This window comes from Halopseudomonas sp. (assembly GCF_041579695.1).
GTDB lineage: Bacteria > Pseudomonadota > Gammaproteobacteria > Pseudomonadales > Pseudomonadaceae > Halopseudomonas.
This window is the reverse complement of record NZ_JBFGFI010000064.1, coordinates 1-18,133: the sequence shown is the minus strand read 5'-3', so window position 1 is coordinate 18,133 and position 18,133 is coordinate 1. Positions and strand designations below refer to the sequence as shown.

The window sequence follows — 18,133 nt, the reverse complement described above, 5'->3', positions numbered from 1 at the left end:
GCACCATCTGATGTTCTCAGGTGGTATCAGCAAGACCCAAAAAACCCTTAAAAACCCGCTCTGTGCGGGTTTTTTATTGCCTGAAGGATTGCTGATATCAGTTTGTCTGCCCAAGCAGGAGCTGGATCAGAAAGCCACGGTGCATATCAAAATAGAAAGGGCCATTGATGAATGGCCCTTTGCGCATTTGAAGCCTGATGAGACAAGCAGAATCAGTTGATTCTGATCAACTCGGACTTCTGCCCTTCCGTCAACGCTGCGATTGACATGATATTGAGCGTACTCGGGTCATCTTGTGCGTTGGCTGCGGCAAGGGGCGCAAGCGTAGCCGCGCTGCGATCGGGTAGTTTGTACATAGCACCCGTAGCCGGATCAACAACCAGCAGACCAATAAGCCCACCAAACAGGATGTTACCGACATACCAGCCATCAAGACTTGGGGCTATCGAGTTGGTTTTGTCGGCATAGCCTTCTTTTTTGAACACTACGGTGTAGTTAGCGCCACTGAAGAAGCCATCTCCCGACTTGAGCGTAACCATGCCAGGCGTAACGCCACTATGCACTGTCGCCCCGGTCTCGTTGCGAACTTCGAAAGTCGCTCCCGGAGGAGTTGAAGTCATGGAAACGGGATACTGTGAATCACTGAGAATGCTGGCACAACCGGTAGTAAGCAGAACCGATACAGACAGTGCCGAAACAGCAAACAGACGAACTGCTTTCATTATATATTTCCCTATGCATGAGGCTATTAGCCATTAACCTGCCATCACTTGGCGGACAGATAATATCAGCTACCAAAAAATTTTCACCTGAAAATTGTCAGCCTTGAACTGACGTAAACACCGACCCGACAGCACCTGTATCTTTAATGAGACAAAGTCACCTAGAGAGCAAAAATGAAACTTAGACCGACTCGTCAATATCAGCAAAAGATGACAACATGACGCCACTTTCCATCCTCTAAGATCAACAAGCACGACAGTATTTCTTCAAGCTTGACGCCCCCTGATAGTTAGCCTTGAGAACACCATGACAATTGGCAATGACGTTGGAACCACCCACACCCATCTGATTCTTGATGGCTCTCCTTTGACCCTGGAACAGGTGCAAGCCGTAGCCGAAGGACGCTGCAAGGTAGTTCTGTCATCGGACCCCGCTTTTCTTGGTCGAATAGATCGGGGCAGCCGCTTTCTTGAGCGTCTGCTTGCTGAAGACGGTGCCATTTATGGCGTCACTACCGGATATGGCGACTCCTGTATGCGCACCGTGCCCACCGCGGACATGGAAAGCCTGCCGCACCAGCTGTTTACATTTCACGGCTGCGGCATGGGCGAGATACTGTCTCCTGAAGCGGCAAGAGCCGTGGTTGTTGTGCGGCTAGTTTCCCTGTGCCGTGGCTACTCCGGCGTCAGCATCGAACTGCTGGAGCGTCTTGTTTGGCTGCTGCAGCACGATGTGATGCCGGTGATACCGGAAGAGGGTTCTGTTGGGGCCAGCGGTGACCTCACTCCGCTTTCCTACGTGGCCGCCGTGTTGTGCGGTGAACGCGAAGTGCTGGTCGACGACCAAAGGCGTCTCGCCGCTGAAGTGCTCGCCGAAAGAGGCATCAAGCCGTACCGGCTCAAACCGAAAGAAGGCTTGGCATTGATGAACGGCACTGCAGTGATGACGGCGTTGAGTGTATTGGCGTTCAGCCGATGCAGCTATCTGGCGCGCCTTGCATCGCGGATCAGCGCCATGGCAGTTCATGCCCTGGACGGCAACCCATACCACTTCGATGCCGACCTGTTCGCAGCAAAACCGCATCCTGGCCAGAACCAGGTAGCCGCCCGCCTGCGCGCGGATCTGAGCGCACCGAGCACGCCCCGCAATTCGCCTCGGTTGCAGGATCGATACTCCACACGCTGCGCGCCACATGTGATTGGTGTGGTCGAGGACGCACTGCCCTGGTGGCGACAATTTCTCGAAACGGAGCTCAATAGCGCCAACGACAACCCGCTGATCGATCCTGATCTGGAAAAGGTAATGCATGGCGGGCATTTCTACGGTGGACATGTCGCTTTCGCCATGGACAGCATGAAGCAGGCATGTGCAAATCTGGCAGATCTCCTCGACCGCCAGCTCGCGCAACTGGTCGATGTGCGCTTCAACCATGGACTGCCGAGCAATCTCAGTGGTGCTATACCTGAGCGGGCGCCACTCAATCACGGCTACAAGGCGGTACAGATCGGCGCATCAGCCTGGACTGCCGAAGCACTCAAACTCACCATGCCAGCAAGCGTATTTTCGCGCTCGACCGAATGCCACAACCAGGACAAGGTCAGCATGGGCACGATCGCAGCGCGCGACTGCCTGCGCGTACTCACCCTGGTGGAACAGGTTGCGGCGGCGTCGCTGCACGCAGCTTGCCAGGGGGTCGAGCTGAGAAGCGCGTTGACGGGACAGCCGCCGCCGGAAGATCTTCAGGGTTTCATTCGAGAATGCCGAGTCCACTTCCCCGCGCTCGGCGAAGACCGCGCACTGGAAAAAGAGCTGCGCCTGCTGTGCGACCTTATCCGCCAGCGACATTGGAATCTGTACCAGGAACAGTGAACCCGGCGAGCGTTCTCGAACCGGAGCACCTGGCATAAAAATACCCCACGGAGGGGGTATTCTTACTCAGCCTGAAAGTTCAACGTGGCCGGGGCAAAACTTATTGCTCGTCCAGGTACCGTTCGGCATCCAGCGCGGCCATGCAGCCGGCGCCGGCCGAAGTGATCGCCTGGCGATACACGTGGTCGGCCACATCTCCGGCAGCGAAAACGCCAGGTACGTTGGTGGCAGTGGCGTTGCCCTGGGTACCGCTCTGAATTTTCAGATAGCCGTCCTTCATGTCCAGCTGACCTTCGAACAGACCGGTGTTGGGCGTGTGGCCAATGGCGATGAACACACCGCTGAGCTGGATATCCTCGGTCTCACCGGTTGTCTTGGCGATACGCATGCCGGTGACGCCGCTCTGGTCACCCAGAACCTCGTCGAGGGTGGCATTGAGCTTGAGCTCGATCTTGCCCTCGGCAACACGCGCCAGCAACTTGTCGACCAGGATCTTCTCGGCGCGGAACACCTCACGACGGTGCACCACGGTGACCTTGCGCGCTATGTTGGCCAGGTACAGCGCTTCTTCGACGGCGGTATTACCGCCACCGATCACCGCGACATCCTGATTGCGGTAGAAGAAACCATCACAGGTGGCGCAGGCGGACACGCCCTTACCCATGAAGGCCTCTTCCGAAGGCAGCCCCAGATACCGCGCGGAGGCGCCGGTGGCGATGATCAGCGCGTCACACTGGTACTCGCCCTGATCGCCCCACAGGGTGAACGGACGCTTGGTCAGATCGACCTTGTTGATGTGGTCGAACAGGATCTCGGTCTCGAAGCGCTCGGCGTGTTCGCGCATCCGCTCCATCAGAGCCGGGCCCTGCAGCCCTTCAACATCGCCGGGCCAGTTATCGACGTCGGTGGTCGTGGTCAGCTGACCGCCCATCTGCATACCGGTAATCAGTACTGGCTTGAGGTTGGCACGCGCGGCGTAGACAGCAGCGCTGTAACCGGCCGGGCCGGATCCGAGAATAATCAGACGGGTGTGACGTACATCGGTCATGCTGCCTCCAGAGCACCGCCATTGCGGTAGGGTTAATATATGAACAGTCGATTCTGGCCGGTTTGCCCCGGGTGTCCGGTGCAGCGATGCATGTTAGGCCATGCATGCCGGCGCTGGGTATTCCAATCGCTATATAAGGCGGATAGTTTACCCCTATCAGCGCGGCCTTTTGTCCTCTTTCCACAAGGATCTGTTTCATGAAGCAAAGTTCTGCCCCCCTGAGCGGCCCCGATTACCTGCGCCAAGGCTGGCAACGCGTGCGCCAGCCGGGCTTGCGCCGCTTTGTGGTGATTCCCTTGCTGCTCAATCTGGCAGTGTTTGCGGCATTGATCAGCTGGGGAGTACGCCAATTCAACATCTGGATGGCGCAATTGATGGCTACGGTGCCGCAGTGGCTGAGCTTTATCGAATGGCTGCTCTGGCCGCTGTTCGCGCTGCTGGTGTTGCTGGTGTTGTTTTTCGGTTTCAGCATGCTCGCCAACCTGATTGCCTCGCCGTTCTACGGTTTTCTCGCAGAGAAGGTCGCCGAACAGGAGCGCGGCGAAGTAAGCCCGCCAACCAGTCTGCGCGACTTCGCCCTGGTGGTTCCACGCGCGCTGGGCCGGGAGCTGCGCAAGATAGCCTATTACCTGCCGCGACTGATCATCCTGCTGCTGCTCAGCTTCGTACCGGTGGTGAACCTGGTCAGCTCGGCACTGCTGCTGGTGTTCGGTGTGTGGATGATGGCAGTCCAATACATCGATTTTCAGGCCGACAACGATCAGGTGAGCTTTATCGACATGCTGCGCTGGATGCGCGGCAGACGCCTGCTCTCAATGGGATTCGGACTCCCGGTCTACGTCGGCATGCTGATCCCTCTGGTCAATCTGCTGGTTATGCCGTCCGCCGTTGCTGGCTCGACCATCCTCTGGGTGCGCGAACGCAGGTTGCCGCAGACATAAATCTGCCATCCGCTTGTCATATCCGCATCATCGCCGTTCCCCATACTGGCTGCATGAAAAGCCAATCCGGTTCACGCAAATGCTTCGCCCTGGTCACCGAAACCTACGCCCCGCAGGTCAACGGCGTGGCCAACACACTCGGCCATCTGTGCCGTGGTCTGTTGCAACGCGGCCACCGGATCCAGCTGATCAGGCCGGCCCAGCCTGGCGAACATTCCGGCACCCGGCACGCAGCCGATTTCCTTGAACGTCGGGTCAACGGCATGGCTATTCCGCGTTATCGTGACCTGCAATGGGGCTTGCCTGCAGGCAATCGCCTGCAGGCGCTGTGGAAGAGCCAGCGCCCCGATGCCATTTACCTGGCAACCGAAGGACCGCTCGGCTGGTCGGCACTGCGCGTAGCGCGAAAAATGGGCATCCCGGTCATCAGCGGCTTTCAAACCCACTTTCAGCAGTATGCCGATCACTACGGTGTCGGCCTGCTACAGCAACCCATCATGGCCTACCTGCGCTGGTTCCATAACCGCACCCAGCTGACCCTCACTGCCTGCCCCACACAGCAAAAGGAACTGATGCGCGCGGGCCTGGACAACCTGGTGCTACTTGGCCGCGGCGTGGACTGTGAACAGTTTCACCCCCGCCATCGCGATACCGGCCTGCGGCAGCACTGGCAGGCCGAGGAAAGTGATCTTGTGCTGCTGCATGTGGGCCGGCTGGCAGCGGAGAAGAATCTGGCGCAGCTGGTCAGCGCCTGGCAGCAGGTGCGCGCCGCGGCAGATAACCCGCAGCGCCTGCGGCTGGTAGTCGTGGGCGACGGCCCGATGCGCCCGGAACTGCAACGGCAGCTGCCTGAGGCAGTATTCACCGGCTGGCTGAACTGGGAGGAACTGGCGATGGCCTATGCCAGCGCAGACATATTCGTATTTCCCAGCGTCGTAGAGACCTTCGGCAACGTGGTAACGGAGGCGATGGCGTCCGGCCTGGCGGTCAATGCATTCAACTCGGCGGCAGCGCATCAGCATATTCGCGAGCGTTTCAGCGGCTGCCTGGCTCCAGTCGGGGATGCCAAACAGTTCGTCAGCAATCTGCAGTGGTTGATAGCGGACGCGGAGGGTCGTCGCAGCGTACGGATACACGCCAGACACCGAGCCTGCCAGCTGGACTGGGGCCCGGTAATCGATCGTTTCGAGGGCTACCTGAGCAGGGCTGCATCAGGCACGGCGGAGGCAGGCAAGCCCACCTCCGCAACAGACCGCGGTCTCAGGCCAGGGTCTTCAAAGCCTCGCGGCTGAACGGCAGGATTTCGCTGAAACGACCTTCGCGCACCTTGTCGGCCCACTCGGGATCAACAATCAGGGCGCGGCCAACTGCAACCAGATCAAACTCTCCGGCAGCCAGGCGTACCAGCAGGTCATCGATATTCGCCGTCTGGGCGATCTTGTCGGTCTTGACCATGAACTCCAGGAACTCGCCATCCAGGCCAACACTACCGACAGTAATGCAGGGCTTGCCGGTGATCTTGCGGGTCCAGCCAGCCAGATTCAGATCGGATCCCTCGAATTCGGGCTCCCAGAAGCGGCGCTGCGAGCAATGGAAGATATCCACGCCAGCTGCAACCAGCGGCGCCAGGAAAGCTTCCAGCAATTCGGGGGTCGGGGCCAGGCGTGCAGTGTAGTCCTGCTGCTTCCACTGGGAGAAACGGAAGATGATCGGATACTCCGGACCCACCGCAGCGCGCACGGCGCTGATGATTTCCACCGCGAAACGACCACGGTTCTCCATGCTGCCGCCGTATTCGTCATCGCGCTGATTGGTACCTTCCCAGAAGAACTGGTCGATCAGGTAGCCGTGCGCGCCGTGCAACTCGACGGCATCGCAGCCAATTTCCTTGGCATCGCGGGCAGCCTGGGCAAAGGCCTCGACCACTTCACGGATGTCGTCACGGGTCATGCCATGAACGATCTTCTTGCCGTCCTTGAGCTTCTCCATCGGGCCGTAGCCCGGCACGTCGGCGTTCGGCTCCGCACCAAGACGGCGGGTGTTACCCACATGCCACAGCTGAGGGGCGATCTTGCCGCCCACCGAGTGCACGGCATCAACCACTTTCTTCCAACCGGCCAGAGACTCCTCGCCATGGAACACGGGTACATCAGGGTAACCGCTGGCAGCTACGTGATTAACCGTGGTGCCTTCGGTAACGATCAGACCAACGCCGGACTCGGCGCGACGACGGTAATATTCCACGACCTGCTGGGTTGGCACACCTTTGGGTGAAAAGTTGCGCGTCATCGGCGCCATCACGATACGGTTGCTCAGCGTAAGCGGGCCGTACTGGAAGGAAGAAAACAACGAACTGGTATCAGCGGACATCGATAAACTCCTGCAATTGATTTGGACTTGGACAGTGCGACCCTGGCTCGACATTCATCGAGTGGACCGGTCGTCTTGTTATAGGACCAGTTGCATGCAGCACCGTTCAGGGCCGCAACAAACGCTCCAACTGGCTGATAAAAACGCGTAGCGGACCGATCTGCCGGTCCACCTTCATACGCAACAAGGCGCCCTCCCATGCAGCACCGATAAAGGCGCCCAGTGCATATGGGTCCTGGTCGGCCGACAGCTCACCGGCCGCACGGGCTTCTACCAGGCAGTTGGCCAGCAACTCACTCGAGCGATTGAGAATAGCGCTGGCGGCGTAGCCTATCGGCTGGCTGTCGCCTGCCTTTTCATGGCACAGGCTGCCGATAAAACACTGATGGGTGGGCTCGTGCTGATTGGCAAAGTAGCCGACAAGATCACGGTAGAAGCGCAGGATTCGCTCACGGGGGCTGGCGTCGGTAGCCTGCAACGCATCACCGAAGCGCTCCAGCCGCGGCAGGTAATAGTAATGCAGCGCCTGGATCGCAAAGTCTTCCTTGCTCTCGAAGTAATGATAGAAGGAGCCTTTCGGCACACCGGCATTCTGGGTAATTTCCTGCACGCCGGTGCCGTTGTAGCCCTTGAGCAACATGACTTCGGTTCCGGCCGCCAGGATGCGGGCGCGTTTGTCTTGGATAGCGTTCATGGGCGGAACTATACGACCGGTCAGCTTTTATTGATAGCTGAAACCCTGATCATTGATATTAATGATACAAGCGGATAGCTGAACGTCAGGCACAAAAAAGGCCTCCCTGAAGGGAAGCCTTTTTTCGGTGTCTGATTTGGCGCCAGCCGTCAGCTGGCGCCCTCAAGCAGACTCAGTGCTCGACGCCGCCTTCGCCATGGATATGACCGTGGGCAACTTCGTCTTCGGTAGCATCACGCACATCAACCACCTTGACCTCAAAGGTCAGGCGCTGGCCAGCCAGCGGATGGTTGCCGTCAACGGTTACCTCGTCGCCTTCGACCGCAGTAATAGTCACGATCTGCGTGCTGCCATCGGGGCCCGAGGCGTGAAACTGCATGCCTGGCTCGAGCTCGTCGACGCCTTCAAACATGTTACGACCCAGCACAGCCACCAGCTCCGCGCTGAACTCACCGTAGGCATTTTCCGGCTCGACGGTGACTTTCAACTCGTCCCCCGGCTCCTTGCCCTCAAGCTCCTGCTCAAGACCGGGGATGATGTTGCCCGCGCCCTGCAGATACACCATCGGTTCCCCACCAGCGGACGAATCAAGTACTTCGCCAGCGTCATCGGTGAGTGTGTATTCAATCGATACGGCTTTGTTCGCAGCAATCTGCATAATTCGTCACCTGTCTTTTCGCTTAAAACGGAGCAGTTTACGCCGTTTGACCGCTTAACGCACGGGTTGACCGATACGCGGCTGGCCTAGACTATGAGTCTAGGACCATTACTGACCTTTTCCAGGTCGATGATCAACGAGGTGAGGATGACCCGGCTTGTACTGGTGATCAATTGCGGCAGTTCTTCCATCAAGTTCGCGTTACGCCGTGAAGGCGACCGAAAACCCCTGTTGAGCGGTCTGGCCGAGCGCCTGGGCAGTGGCCGGGCAACGCTTGAATGGCGGACCGACGACAAGCGCGAAGAGAAAACGCTCGATGACGGCGAGCACGCCACTGCAATGGCCGCCCTGCTCCCCCTCATCAATGACCACGCCGACCAGCCGCTGACCGCAGTGGGGCACCGGGTGGTGCATGGCGGCGAACATTTCACCCACGCCCAGCGTATCGACGATGACGTGGTCGAGGCCATCGAGGCCAACGCCGCCCTGGCGCCGCTGCACAACCCAGCCAATCTGACCGGCATCCGCGCAGCGATGGCCGTGTTCCCGGGCATTGCCCACGTCGCGATCTTCGACACCGCGTTCCACCAGAGCATGCCCGCCTATGCCTACCGCTATGCGTTGCCCGAAGCGCTTTACCAGGAACACGGCATTCGCCGCTATGGCTTTCACGGCACCAGCCATCAATTTATCACCCGACAAGCCAGCGAACTCACCGGGCGCAAGCACGGGCAGGGTGCATGGCTGAGTGCCCACCTGGGCAACGGCTGTTCCAGTTGCGCGGTACTCGATGGCCGCAGCATGGACACCAGCATGGGTCTCACGCCGCTCGAGGGCCTGGTCATGGGCACCCGCAGCGGAGACGTCGATCCGAATCTGCACGCCCATCTGGGCCGCACGCTGGGCTGGGATCTGCCGCGTATCGAAAAGCTGCTCAACCGGGAAAGCGGCCTGCTCGGGCTGTCCGGCTTGTCCAACGACATGCGCCAGCTGGAGGAAGCGGCGGCGGGTGGTCATGCGGGCGCCAAGCTGGCGATCGAGGTGTTCTGCTATCGTCTGGCGCGCTCGTTGCTTGGCCTCTGCGCCGCGCTTCCGCGCCTGGACGGCCTGTTATTTACCGGCGGCATCGGTGAGAACTCGGCAAAGGTGCGCGCGCGCACTGTGGAGCACATGGGCGCGATGGGTCTCAAGCTGGATGCAAATGCCAATAGCAATGCGGCCAGAGGGGCAGCCGCAGCCATCCACGTCGAAAGCTCACCGGCAATATGGGTCATCCCCACCGACGAGGAGCGCCAGATAGCAGACGAAAGCCTGGCACTGCTCGACCACTGACAAATCCAGACAGGCGGGACGCTTGCATGCATACCTTCTTCATAGCTCCAACCGGATTCGGGGTCGGCCTGACCTCGATCAGCCTCGGCCTGATACGCGCACTGCAGCGCACCGGTCTGCGCGTTCATTTTCTCAAGCCCATCGCCCAGCCGCACCCGGGGGACCTCGGACCGGAGCGCTCCACCGAACTGATCAGCCGCACTCTCAACCTCAAGCCGCCAAAACCACTGGCACTGGCGGAGGTGGAACACCGGCTGGCCAACGGTCAACTGGATGAAGTGCTGGAAGATATTGTCAGCAACTACCAGCTGGCAGCGATAGACGCCGACGTGGTGATAGTCGAAGGCATGGTGCCTACCCGACAGGCCAGCTACGCGGCGCGGATCAACCATCATCTGGCACGCAGCCTGGATGCCGATGTGATCCTGGTCACCGCCCCCGATGGCGAGGACATGTCGAGTCTGGCCGACCGCATCGAGATTCATGCCCACGGCTTCGGCGGGCCGAGCCACCCCAAGGTCCTCGGGGTGATCGTCAACAAGGTACGCGACCTCAAAATCGCAGACAGCCCACCGACCGACCGTGGCGAACTAAAGCAAACCCTCAAGGAATTTGCCCTGGCCCTGAAACAGGAGTCCAAGGTACTCGATACCGAAGATTTCCGTCTGATCGGCTGTATTCCCTGGCAGAACACACTGAACGCACCACGCACCTCGGACGTCGCCGAACTGCTGCATGCAAAGGTACTGCATGAGGGACAGATCGGTAGCCGGCGGGTAATGGAGATTGCCCTGTGCGCACGCACAGTACCCAACATCGTGCCGCGCCTGAAGCCCGGCACATTGATAGTCACCCCCGGCGATCGCGATGACATCATCATTGCAGCCAGCCTCGCGGCATTGTCCGGTACGCCGCTGGCCGGCCTGATGTTGACCAGCGGCTTCCAGCCAGACGAGCGGGTCATGCAATTGTGCCAGCCTGCCCTCGCCAGCGGGCTGCCGGTACTCTGCACAACCACCAACACTTTCGATACTGCGACCCGGCTCGACAGGATGAACCGTGAAATTCCGGTCGACGATCACGAGCGCGCCGAACAGGTCACCGAGTATGCCGCCTCCTATATCGACCATGCCTGGTTGCAGCGTCGCTGCGGATCACCACGGGAGCCGCGCATGTCGCCTCCGGCGTTCCGCTACCAGTTGATGAGTCGCGCGCAAAAGGCAGCCAAGCGCATCGTTCTGCCCGAGGGCGACGAACCGCGCACCGTGCAGGCCGCGGCGATCTGCCAGCGCCGCGGCATTGCCCGCTGCGTGCTGCTCGCCAATCGTGAATCGGTCGAAGCAGTGGCCCGCGCCCAGCACATCACCTTGCCAGACGGCCTGGAAATCATCGACCCGGACGACGTGCGGGACAAGTACGTGAACAAGATGGTCGAGTTTCGCGCGGGCAAGGGCCTCAACGCACCCATGGCCCTGCAGCAGCTCGAAGACAACGTGGTCCTCGGCACCATGATGCTGGCTCTGGACGAGGTCGACGGACTGGTATCTGGCGCAGTTCACACGACAGCCAACACCATCCGCCCGGCATTCCAGCTGATCAAGACGGCGCCCGGTTACAACCTGGTGTCCTCGATCTTTTTCATGCTGCTGCCCGAACAGGTATTGGTATACGGGGATTGTGCGGTAAACCCGGACCCCAACGCCGAGGAACTGGCCGAGATCGCGATCCAGAGCGCCCGCTCCGCAGAAGCCTTTGGCATCCCGGCTCGCGTCGCGATGATCAGCTACTCGACCGGCAAATCCGGAACCGGCGAAGATGTAGAAAAGGTGCGCGAGGCAACGCGCATCGCCGCCGAACGCGAGCCGGGGCTTCTGATCGACGGGCCGCTCCAGTATGATGCTGCCGCGATAGCCAGTGTTGGCCTGCAGAAAGCACCGGACAGCCCGGTGGCCGGCAAGGCAACGGTGTTTGTGTTCCCGGACCTGAATACCGGTAACACCACCTACAAGGCCGTGCAACGCAGCGCCAACGTGGTCAGCGTTGGCCCGATGTTGCAGGGCCTGCGCAAACCGGTAAACGATCTGTCCCGCGGGGCGCTGGTGGACGACATTGTCTACACCATCGCGTTGACGGCAATCCAGGCAGACAAATAAAAATAACCCGATCGCTGGCACTGCCGGCGATCCCTGAAGAGCACACCTTTAGATGCTGAGCTTCCTGCCCCACGCCGTGCGCGGCGCCCTGGCGACCCTGTTGCTGATACTCAATACGCTGGTCTGTTTTAGCGTCCTGTTCCCCATAGCCATGGTCAAGCTACTGCCGATCCCTGCACTGCAGGCGCTCTGTACCCGTGCGCTGATTCGCATTGCGGAGTTCTGGATACTCTGCAACAGCGGCTGGATGCGGCTCAGCGGCAATACGCAATGGGATCTGCGGGGCGTATCGCAGCTCGACTACGATGGCTGGTACCTGGTGACCAGCAACCACCAGAGTTGGGTGGATATTCTGGTTCTGCAGCACAACCTCAACCGACAGATGCCAATGCTCAAGTTCTTTCTCAAGCAGGAACTGATCTGGGTGCCGGTGATCGGTATCTGCTGGTGGGCGCTCGATTTCCCGTTCATGAAACGCTACACCAAGGCGTATCTGGCGCGCCATCCGGAGAAGGCCGGCCAGGATGTAGCAACCACCCGCCGCGCCTGCCAGAAATTCAAGACCACGCCCGTTGCCATTTTCAACTTTCTCGAGGGCACACGGCTCACGCCAGCGAAACATACCGAGCAGAACTCGCCCTACCGCCACCTGCTGCGGCCCAAGTCCGGGGGCATCGCCTTTGTGCTCGATGCCATGGGGTCACAACTGCGCTCGCTGGTGGATATCACCATCCACTACCCTGACGGCAGCCCGAGTTTCTGGGATCTGCTCAGCGGTCGACTCAGCAAGGTGGTGATGCGCTGCGACCTGAAACCCATACCCGTAGAATTCCTTGGGCGTGACTACCAGAACGACAGTGCCTTTCGGGAAGCCTTCCAGGCCTGGGTCAATGAACTCTGGGCGGAGAAGGACAAGCAACTGGAGCAGCTGCATAAAGAGTACCCGCCCAGTCAGTAGCACCAACAAACACGCACAAAAAAACGCAGCCCGAAGGCTGCGTTTTTTTATCAGAATCCTTCTGCCGGATCGTAACCCGGCGAATCAGGCCTGATTACTGCTGCATCGGCCGCAGGTTGATCTCAACGCGACGATTTTGCGCGCGACCTTCGACGGTATTATTGCTGGCAATCGGCTGGCTGGGGCCCATACCCATTGCGCTGATCCGAGCGCGGGAGATGCTCTGACCACTCAGGTAGGACGCAACGGCCTGAGCACGATCTTGCGACAGACGCCGATTCAGCTCGTCACTGCCGGTGCTGTCGGTATGACCAATGATCTCGATGCCGTTCTTGTCAAATTCCTTGAACACCTTGACCAGGGAGTTGAGGGTCGGATAGAAGCCGCTGGAAATGTCCGCAGAACCGCTGGCGAAAGTGATATTGCCAGGCATGACCAACTGCAGATTATCGCCGTTACGCACTACCTGTACGCCGGTGCCCTGCAGTTCCTGACGCAGGCGCTGTTCCTGCTTGTCGACATAGAAGCCATAACCGGCACCCGCAGCGCCGCCAACTGTTGCGCCGATCAGCGCACCCTTGGCCCGATCATCGCTGCCCGAGGTAGCCGCACCTATTGCTGCACCGGCTGCGGCACCGCCAAGACCATAAAGTGCCGACTTGCCTGTCTCTCGCTCACCAGTGTAGGGATTCGTTGTGCAGCCGACCAACATAAGCGTACTCAGCGTGGCGACGACCATCATTTGCTTCTTCATAAATACATTCCTTTTTCGGTAACACGTGGAAAACAGGTTAGCACACAGCCTCGAATAGACACGGGCATCCGCGGCACTCTTTTGTTGCCAATCAAAACTATTCGAAGAAAACGTGACAGAGATAACACTGGAAGGCTGGGCTGTGCACTACATATATAGTTATTCGCGACCCTACTCCGATGCGCGTATTATGGCAATCGACATCGTCATCAAGCCAGACAAGACTAACCAAGCAAGCCAAGCGATTTGCCCCGAGCTACCGCCTGAGTGCGCCGTGCCACTCCAAGCTTATGATTGATGCGGCGGGCATGGCTCTTGACCGTGTGCAGGGAAATGAACAAGGTTTCGCTGATCTGCTGGTTGGAATGCCCCCGGGCAATACACTCCAGCACTGCCTGCTCGCGGCTACTCAGCGGCTCGACCAGTAGCGTCTGGGCAGAATGCCTGGCCGCCGGCAGTCTTTCCTGCAAGCTGTCTCTCAGCTGTGAAGCAGGAGCACGGATCAGCGCGCGCTGCACCAACCCCGGCATCTGTGACAGTAGCGCAACGAACGGCCCGATGATGACATCGTCGGCACCCCAGGCAACGGCTTCGAGCAGCAGCTTCTGCGCCTGGGCCGAGCGCTGAGTGCGATAGAGCATCTGCACCAGTTGCGTCATGACGGACAACGCCTGCAAACGCTCGCCCTGTTTCCGAAGCTCCTTGAGCAGATCCCAAAGCAAGGCTTCCGCCTGATCCTGCTCGCCCCGGCCCCAGAGCAGGCGCGCATAGACACGATCAATTACTACCGGCAGCACGTGAAAGAATGCTGGAGGCGCTGCCGGATCATCCAGGCAGTAGGTCTGTCGCAGCCGCGGCAGCCATTGCTCGGCCAGTTCCTGCCGTCCGGCGCTTATCCACAGATCACTTTTCAGGGCCGTGCCCCAACCAAGATAATAGACCGGTGGGATATCCCACTGGTGCATCAACCGCTCCGCCTCGGCCAGCAGCTCAAAGGCCTGGCCAAAACCATCGCGGCGCCGCGCCTCGATGCCTGCCAACAGGCAGTAACCCGGCAGCACATGAATATCCCTGCAGGCACGGGCCTCATTAATCCCTTCACGTACCTGGCGACGTGCCGCATCCAGATCTCCCAGCTGACCGATCAGGTAACCGTGATAGATTGCCAGCTTGGCCCTGATCGCCAGACCCTGCGAATAGTCGAGCGCGGCCAGTACGCCCAACTGCTGCTCCAGCAACCGGCAGGCCCGAGCAACTTCGCCCCGGGCCTGCAGCAAGCGTGCACGCAGCAGCATCACCTGCGCCTCGAACAATGGATCTGCGCTACGCTGCGCCAGATCGAGTGCCGTTCTGGCCCACTGTCTGGCGCCATCGATATCCTTCCGGCACAGGGCAATGTCGGCGAGCGTCAGCATCGACATCAGCCGGCTACCGGTATTCCCCGCTTCAAGACACTGCAGGCTCTGATGCGCGCAGTCTGTAGCCTCCCGCAAGTTGCCCCCAGACCGGGCGATATAGCTCTGCAGCGCCAGCGCCTGGCCCAGCAACAGCTGCTGGGCAGCCCCGTCGGGCTGAGGCAGAAAATACTGCAGACGGCCCAGCATCACCCGCGCATCCTCAAGCTGGCAGGCCAGTGCGAGGGTCCAGCCATGGACCAGCACCAGGCGCGCAGAGCTGCCCTGCAGTATCCGCGGCAGCACCGCTTTCCAGCGCAGCAGCGTGCTCACGTGCTGTTCAGCCAGAAGTTGATCCAAAGGAAGATGTTGTGCCAGCGCGGCGGCCTCATCTGGCCTGTCGGCGGCCATCGCCTGCTCTACCGCTTCGGCAATATGTCCGTGCTCGCGGAACCAGTCACAGGCTCGCAGGTGCAGCCCGCGTCTGGCAGTCAACCCCTCGGCAGCGGCACGCTGGCGCAGCGCATCGGAAAACAGATGGTGGAACCGATACCAAAGACCGTGGCTGTCCAGCGGCACCAGAAAAACCTGATGCTGGAGCAGCCAGCTGATTATGTCGTGGCTGTCATCCGCATCACGCACCTGATCGCATAATTCGGCAGTAAAGTGGTCAAGCCAGACAATCTCCGAAAGGAATGTCTGAACGTGATGTGGTTGTGTCCCTATCACCTCTTCCAGCAGGTATTCCTGTACCAGTTGCTCTTCGCTGGCGGGCAGCCGGGCAGCGGCGGCGCTGGCGGTCAATGCCAGCAGGCGCAGACCGGCAAACCAGCCTTCGTTACGTTCGATGCGTTGTCGCAACCATTGCGGATCAGCCGCGACAGCCCCGGTGCCCTGCAGAAAGCTGCGGGCCGCATCGCCAGAAACGCGCAGTTGCCGTTGATCAAGCTCCAGCAGTTGACCGGCCACGCGCATCCTCGCCAGTGGCCACTGCGGCCGACCACGGCTGGTAATCAGCACCTGAAAGCAGGCTGGCAAACGCTCGAACAGCAGCGCGCACAGGCTGTCATTCGATATGCTGCGCACCAGATGGTAATCATCCAGGACCAGAAGCACCGGCTGCTGCGAGGCGCAATATCGATGCAGGTCGGCTGTAAGGGTGGCCAGCAAAGACTCGATTGCCAGCGGCTGGGCATCGGGTAGCTGAGCCAGCAGGGCCAGTTCGGCCGTGCCAGCCTCGGGAAAAAGCTCGCGCAAGCCGGTAATCAGGCTTCGCAACAGCTGCGCCGGCTCGGCGTCGCGCCGCTCGAGGGCAATCCATGCAGAGCGCCAGGGCGCCGAAAGGTGTTCCGCGTATTCCGCCGCCAGCGTGCTTTTACCAAATCCGGCGGGCGCACAGATAAGCACCAGACGACAACGGACGGCATCCTGGATCAGGCGAACGAGTTCGGGTCGGGGCAGATGATCCACCGGCAACGGCGGCCTGAACATCTTGCCTGGGGAGGGAACGGAAACGGGCATGCCGCCAAGTCTAGCGGGATACGGGGGGGATTTTCTTGTCGATTTGTAACGAGCCGGACCGCAGCATAGCGCTGCGGTCCGGGGCGATCAGCGAACGCCAGCCTGGCGCAATGCGGCCGGCGTGAAGTCCGAAGAGCTTGCTTCGTGCTGGTAGTTATAGTCGTGAGGCTCTTCGTTGTTCAGGCCCATGACCAGATAGCGACCGGCAAGCACGTCATACAGGGTTTCGGCAGCAAAGCCGGGGACCTGATCCTTGAAGCGATGCAGCGCATGTGCTTCGGCGATGCGCCACATGGTGCCGCGGCCATCGTAATGGTCGATGTGAGCGGCCTGCCAGGAGTCCTCGTCGATGAACATGTGACGCTTGGCGTAGATGTGACGCTGGTCCGGTTTGACGGTTGCCTCAACTTCCCACACCCGGTGTAGCTCATACCGGGTCAGCTCGGGATTCAGGTGACCGGCATGGATGATGTCGCTGTACTGATGATCCGGCGAACCCAGGTCGTAGCTGTTGTAGGCAATGTACATTTCCTTCTTGCCCTTCAGTTCCCAGTCATAGCGGTCAGGTGCGCCGTTATACATGTCCAGGTTGTCCGAGGTGCGCATGCCGTCTGCTGCGGTGCCCGGGCCGTCATAGGATACTTGCGGGGCACGACGCACGCGGCGCTGACCAGCGTTGTAGATCCAGGCCATGCGCGGCGTGTCTACCTGGTTGATCGTCTCGTGTACCAGCAGCACGTTACCGGCAAGCCGGCTCGGGTCGGTTACCTGTTGCTTGAAGTAGTACAGGATATTGTCCATGGTGCCCGGGGTAAAATCGCTCAGGCCCTGAGGAATCACGTACTCTTCATTGAAACGCACGACGGTGTAGCTGCCGTTAACCTGGGGAGTCGCCTGAATGATGATGCGCTGCAGAGCCTCGCCACGGAAGCGGGTAATGTGATTCCAGACGACTTCCAGACCATCGGACGGAATCGGGAAGGCATTGGCCAGCTTGTAGTTTTCCAGACCGTAGCCACCGGCCACCAGCTTGGTTTTAGCCGCGTTCTCGCGGGTTGCAGTGTAGACCGCATCAGGCATCGCGACGCTGCGACGGCTCTCGTAGACCGGCATCTTGAAGGTTTCCGGGTAACGCTTGAACATCGCAATCTGACCAGGCGCGATATTGTCCGCGTACTGCTCGTAATTGTCTGCGGTGATCACGAACAGTGGCTCGTCATCGGCAAAGGGGTTGGATGCAAAACCATTGGCATCAACCGGCGCGGCGTTGGTAGCCAGGCCACCAGTCCACTCAGGGATGGTGCCGGCAGCATTGCCAGCCTTCTCGGCACCAATGGGAGTCAGGGTGCCGCCAAGCGACGCGACCTGCTCGGGCGTGGCGGCTGCCATGCTGGCGGTGCTGAATGCCAGTATCGAGACCGCCAGTACGGATTGTCTGAAAGTAGGTTTCATATTTTGCTATGCCTTGCCTGTGGCCAGAAATCTATCCCCGGCCGGTTGAAGGGTGCCATTGCTGTGGAGCACAGCTCATGCAGCCGCGCACTATACCTCAGCGCTAACGGCAAAGAGACCATCCAAAGTATGAATCTGCCTGACACAAACTCGGGAAGCCCCATCGGTTCGGGACATGAAACCGGCCCTTCACGCCGGAGAAACAGCCACTCGGACTGCCTCACCATCGGACAAGAATGCCGCGGGGGGGGGGGGGGGGGGGGGGG

15 protein-coding genes are annotated in these 18,133 nt (G+C 59.8%); 7 read left to right on the top strand and 8 right to left on the bottom strand.

Translation table 11 applies throughout. The features are described 5' to 3' along the window. Positions 1-220, top strand: a 220-nt coding sequence (locus ABYA88_RS11930) for a hypothetical protein (RefSeq protein WP_373187533.1), incomplete at its 5' end; no start/stop codon positions are given. Here the strand turns inward: ABYA88_RS11930 and ABYA88_RS11925 are convergent. After that, entirely contained in the window at positions 213-722 is a 510-nt protein-coding gene (locus tag ABYA88_RS11925) for a hypothetical protein (RefSeq protein WP_373187532.1), read from the bottom strand. The genes ABYA88_RS11930 and ABYA88_RS11925 overlap by 8 nt on opposite strands. Positions 723-1,029: 307 nt before the next feature. Between ABYA88_RS11925 and hutH the strand changes: the two genes are divergently transcribed. Further along, the gene (gene hutH, locus ABYA88_RS11920) at positions 1,030-2,592 is read left to right on the top strand and encodes a histidine ammonia-lyase (protein WP_373187531.1); all 1,563 of its coding nucleotides are present in this window, start codon (positions 1,030-1,032) and stop codon (positions 2,590-2,592) included. Between the two features lie 100 nt (positions 2,593-2,692). Here the strand turns inward: hutH and trxB are convergent, their stop codons facing one another. Beyond that, entirely contained in the window at positions 2,693-3,640 is a 948-nt protein-coding gene (trxB, locus tag ABYA88_RS11915) for a thioredoxin-disulfide reductase (protein WP_373187530.1), read from the bottom strand. 197 nt (positions 3,641-3,837) lie between these two features. On the opposite strand from trxB, the gene cysZ reads away from it, so the two are divergent. Next, positions 3,838-4,581 carry a sulfate transporter CysZ gene (gene cysZ, locus ABYA88_RS11910; protein WP_373187529.1) on the top strand — a complete coding sequence of 248 codons (744 nt, stop codon included), beginning with the start codon at positions 3,838-3,840 and terminating at the stop codon, positions 4,579-4,581. Positions 4,582-4,634: 53 nt separating this feature from the next. Then, complete coding sequence (locus tag ABYA88_RS11905; protein WP_373187527.1) at positions 4,635-5,873, top strand: glycosyltransferase family 4 protein; 1,239 nt, start codon at positions 4,635-4,637, stop codon at positions 5,871-5,873. On the opposite strand, the gene ABYA88_RS11900 is transcribed toward ABYA88_RS11905, so the two are convergent. The 3 genes from ABYA88_RS11900 to ABYA88_RS11890 form a co-directional block, all read right to left on the bottom strand. After that, positions 5,842-6,951, bottom strand: coding sequence for an NADH:flavin oxidoreductase (locus ABYA88_RS11900; protein WP_373187526.1), 1,110 nt, complete (start codon positions 6,949-6,951; stop codon positions 5,842-5,844). The genes ABYA88_RS11905 and ABYA88_RS11900 overlap by 32 nt on opposite strands. A 106-nt stretch (positions 6,952-7,057) precedes the next feature. Further along, positions 7,058-7,645 carry a TetR/AcrR family transcriptional regulator gene (locus ABYA88_RS11895; RefSeq protein WP_373187525.1) on the bottom strand — a complete coding sequence of 196 codons (588 nt, stop codon included), beginning with the start codon at positions 7,643-7,645 and terminating at the stop codon, positions 7,058-7,060. A gap of 172 nt (positions 7,646-7,817) precedes the next feature. Next, a complete protein-coding gene (locus ABYA88_RS11890; RefSeq protein WP_373187524.1) occupies positions 7,818-8,303 on the bottom strand; it encodes a peptidylprolyl isomerase in 486 nt (161 codons plus the stop codon). A gap of 147 nt (positions 8,304-8,450) precedes the next feature. Between ABYA88_RS11890 and ABYA88_RS11885 the strand changes: the two genes are divergently transcribed. Genes ABYA88_RS11885 through ABYA88_RS11875 form a run of 3 tightly spaced genes read left to right on the top strand, consistent with a single transcriptional unit; the run spans position 8,451 to position 12,746 of the window. Further along, positions 8,451-9,635, top strand: a complete 1,185-nt coding sequence (locus ABYA88_RS11885; RefSeq protein ID WP_373187523.1) for an acetate/propionate family kinase — start codon at positions 8,451-8,453, stop codon at positions 9,633-9,635. A 26-nt stretch (positions 9,636-9,661) separates the two neighbouring features. Then, complete coding sequence (pta, locus tag ABYA88_RS11880) at positions 9,662-11,788, top strand: phosphate acetyltransferase (RefSeq protein WP_373187522.1); 2,127 nt, start codon at positions 9,662-9,664, stop codon at positions 11,786-11,788. Between the two features lie 52 nt (positions 11,789-11,840). Next, the gene (locus tag ABYA88_RS11875) at positions 11,841-12,746 is read left to right on the top strand and encodes an acyltransferase (protein WP_373187521.1); all 906 of its coding nucleotides are present in this window, start codon (positions 11,841-11,843) and stop codon (positions 12,744-12,746) included. A gap of 94 nt (positions 12,747-12,840) precedes the next feature. On the opposite strand, the gene ABYA88_RS11870 is transcribed toward ABYA88_RS11875, so the two are convergent. The 3 genes from ABYA88_RS11870 to ABYA88_RS11860 all read right to left on the bottom strand — a co-directional run bounded on the left by ABYA88_RS11870 (position 12,841) and on the right by ABYA88_RS11860 (position 17,867). Next, positions 12,841-13,500: an OmpA family protein gene (locus tag ABYA88_RS11870; RefSeq protein WP_373187519.1), complete on the bottom strand. Its 660-nt coding sequence runs from the start codon at positions 13,498-13,500 to the stop codon at positions 12,841-12,843. Between the two features lie 224 nt (positions 13,501-13,724). After that, the gene (locus tag ABYA88_RS11865; RefSeq protein ID WP_373187518.1) at positions 13,725-16,415 is read right to left on the bottom strand and encodes a LuxR C-terminal-related transcriptional regulator; all 2,691 of its coding nucleotides are present in this window, start codon (positions 16,413-16,415) and stop codon (positions 13,725-13,727) included. A gap of 87 nt (positions 16,416-16,502) precedes the next feature. Continuing rightward, the gene (locus ABYA88_RS11860) at positions 16,503-17,867 is read right to left on the bottom strand and encodes a DUF1329 domain-containing protein (protein WP_373187516.1); all 1,365 of its coding nucleotides are present in this window, start codon (positions 17,865-17,867) and stop codon (positions 16,503-16,505) included. Positions 17,868-18,133 lie beyond the last annotated feature (266 nt).

Bases quoted from the DNA above. Each gene is read 5' to 3' on its own strand.
- ABYA88_RS11925 (WP_373187532.1), bottom strand. From the start codon at position 722: ATGAAAGCAGTTCGTCTGTTTGCTGTTTCGGCACTGTCTGTATCGGTT.
- hutH (WP_373187531.1), top strand. From the start codon at position 1,030: ATGACAATTGGCAATGACGTTGGAACCACCCACACCCATCTGATTCTT.
- trxB (WP_373187530.1), bottom strand. From the start codon at position 3,640: ATGACCGATGTACGTCACACCCGTCTGATTATTCTCGGATCCGGCCCG.
- cysZ (WP_373187529.1), top strand. From the start codon at position 3,838: ATGAAGCAAAGTTCTGCCCCCCTGAGCGGCCCCGATTACCTGCGCCAA.
- ABYA88_RS11905 (WP_373187527.1), top strand. From the start codon at position 4,635: ATGAAAAGCCAATCCGGTTCACGCAAATGCTTCGCCCTGGTCACCGAA.
- ABYA88_RS11900 (WP_373187526.1), bottom strand. From the start codon at position 6,951: ATGTCCGCTGATACCAGTTCGTTGTTTTCTTCCTTCCAGTACGGCCCG.
- ABYA88_RS11895 (WP_373187525.1), bottom strand. From the start codon at position 7,645: ATGAACGCTATCCAAGACAAACGCGCCCGCATCCTGGCGGCCGGAACC.
- ABYA88_RS11890 (WP_373187524.1), bottom strand. From the start codon at position 8,303: ATGCAGATTGCTGCGAACAAAGCCGTATCGATTGAATACACACTCACC.
- ABYA88_RS11885 (WP_373187523.1), top strand. From the start codon at position 8,451: ATGACCCGGCTTGTACTGGTGATCAATTGCGGCAGTTCTTCCATCAAG.
- pta (WP_373187522.1), top strand. From the start codon at position 9,662: ATGCATACCTTCTTCATAGCTCCAACCGGATTCGGGGTCGGCCTGACC.
- ABYA88_RS11875 (WP_373187521.1), top strand. From the start codon at position 11,841: ATGCTGAGCTTCCTGCCCCACGCCGTGCGCGGCGCCCTGGCGACCCTG.
- ABYA88_RS11870 (WP_373187519.1), bottom strand. From the start codon at position 13,500: ATGAAGAAGCAAATGATGGTCGTCGCCACGCTGAGTACGCTTATGTTG.
- ABYA88_RS11865 (WP_373187518.1), bottom strand. From the start codon at position 16,415: ATGCCCGTTTCCGTTCCCTCCCCAGGCAAGATGTTCAGGCCGCCGTTG.
- ABYA88_RS11860 (WP_373187516.1), bottom strand. From the start codon at position 17,867: ATGAAACCTACTTTCAGACAATCCGTACTGGCGGTCTCGATACTGGCA.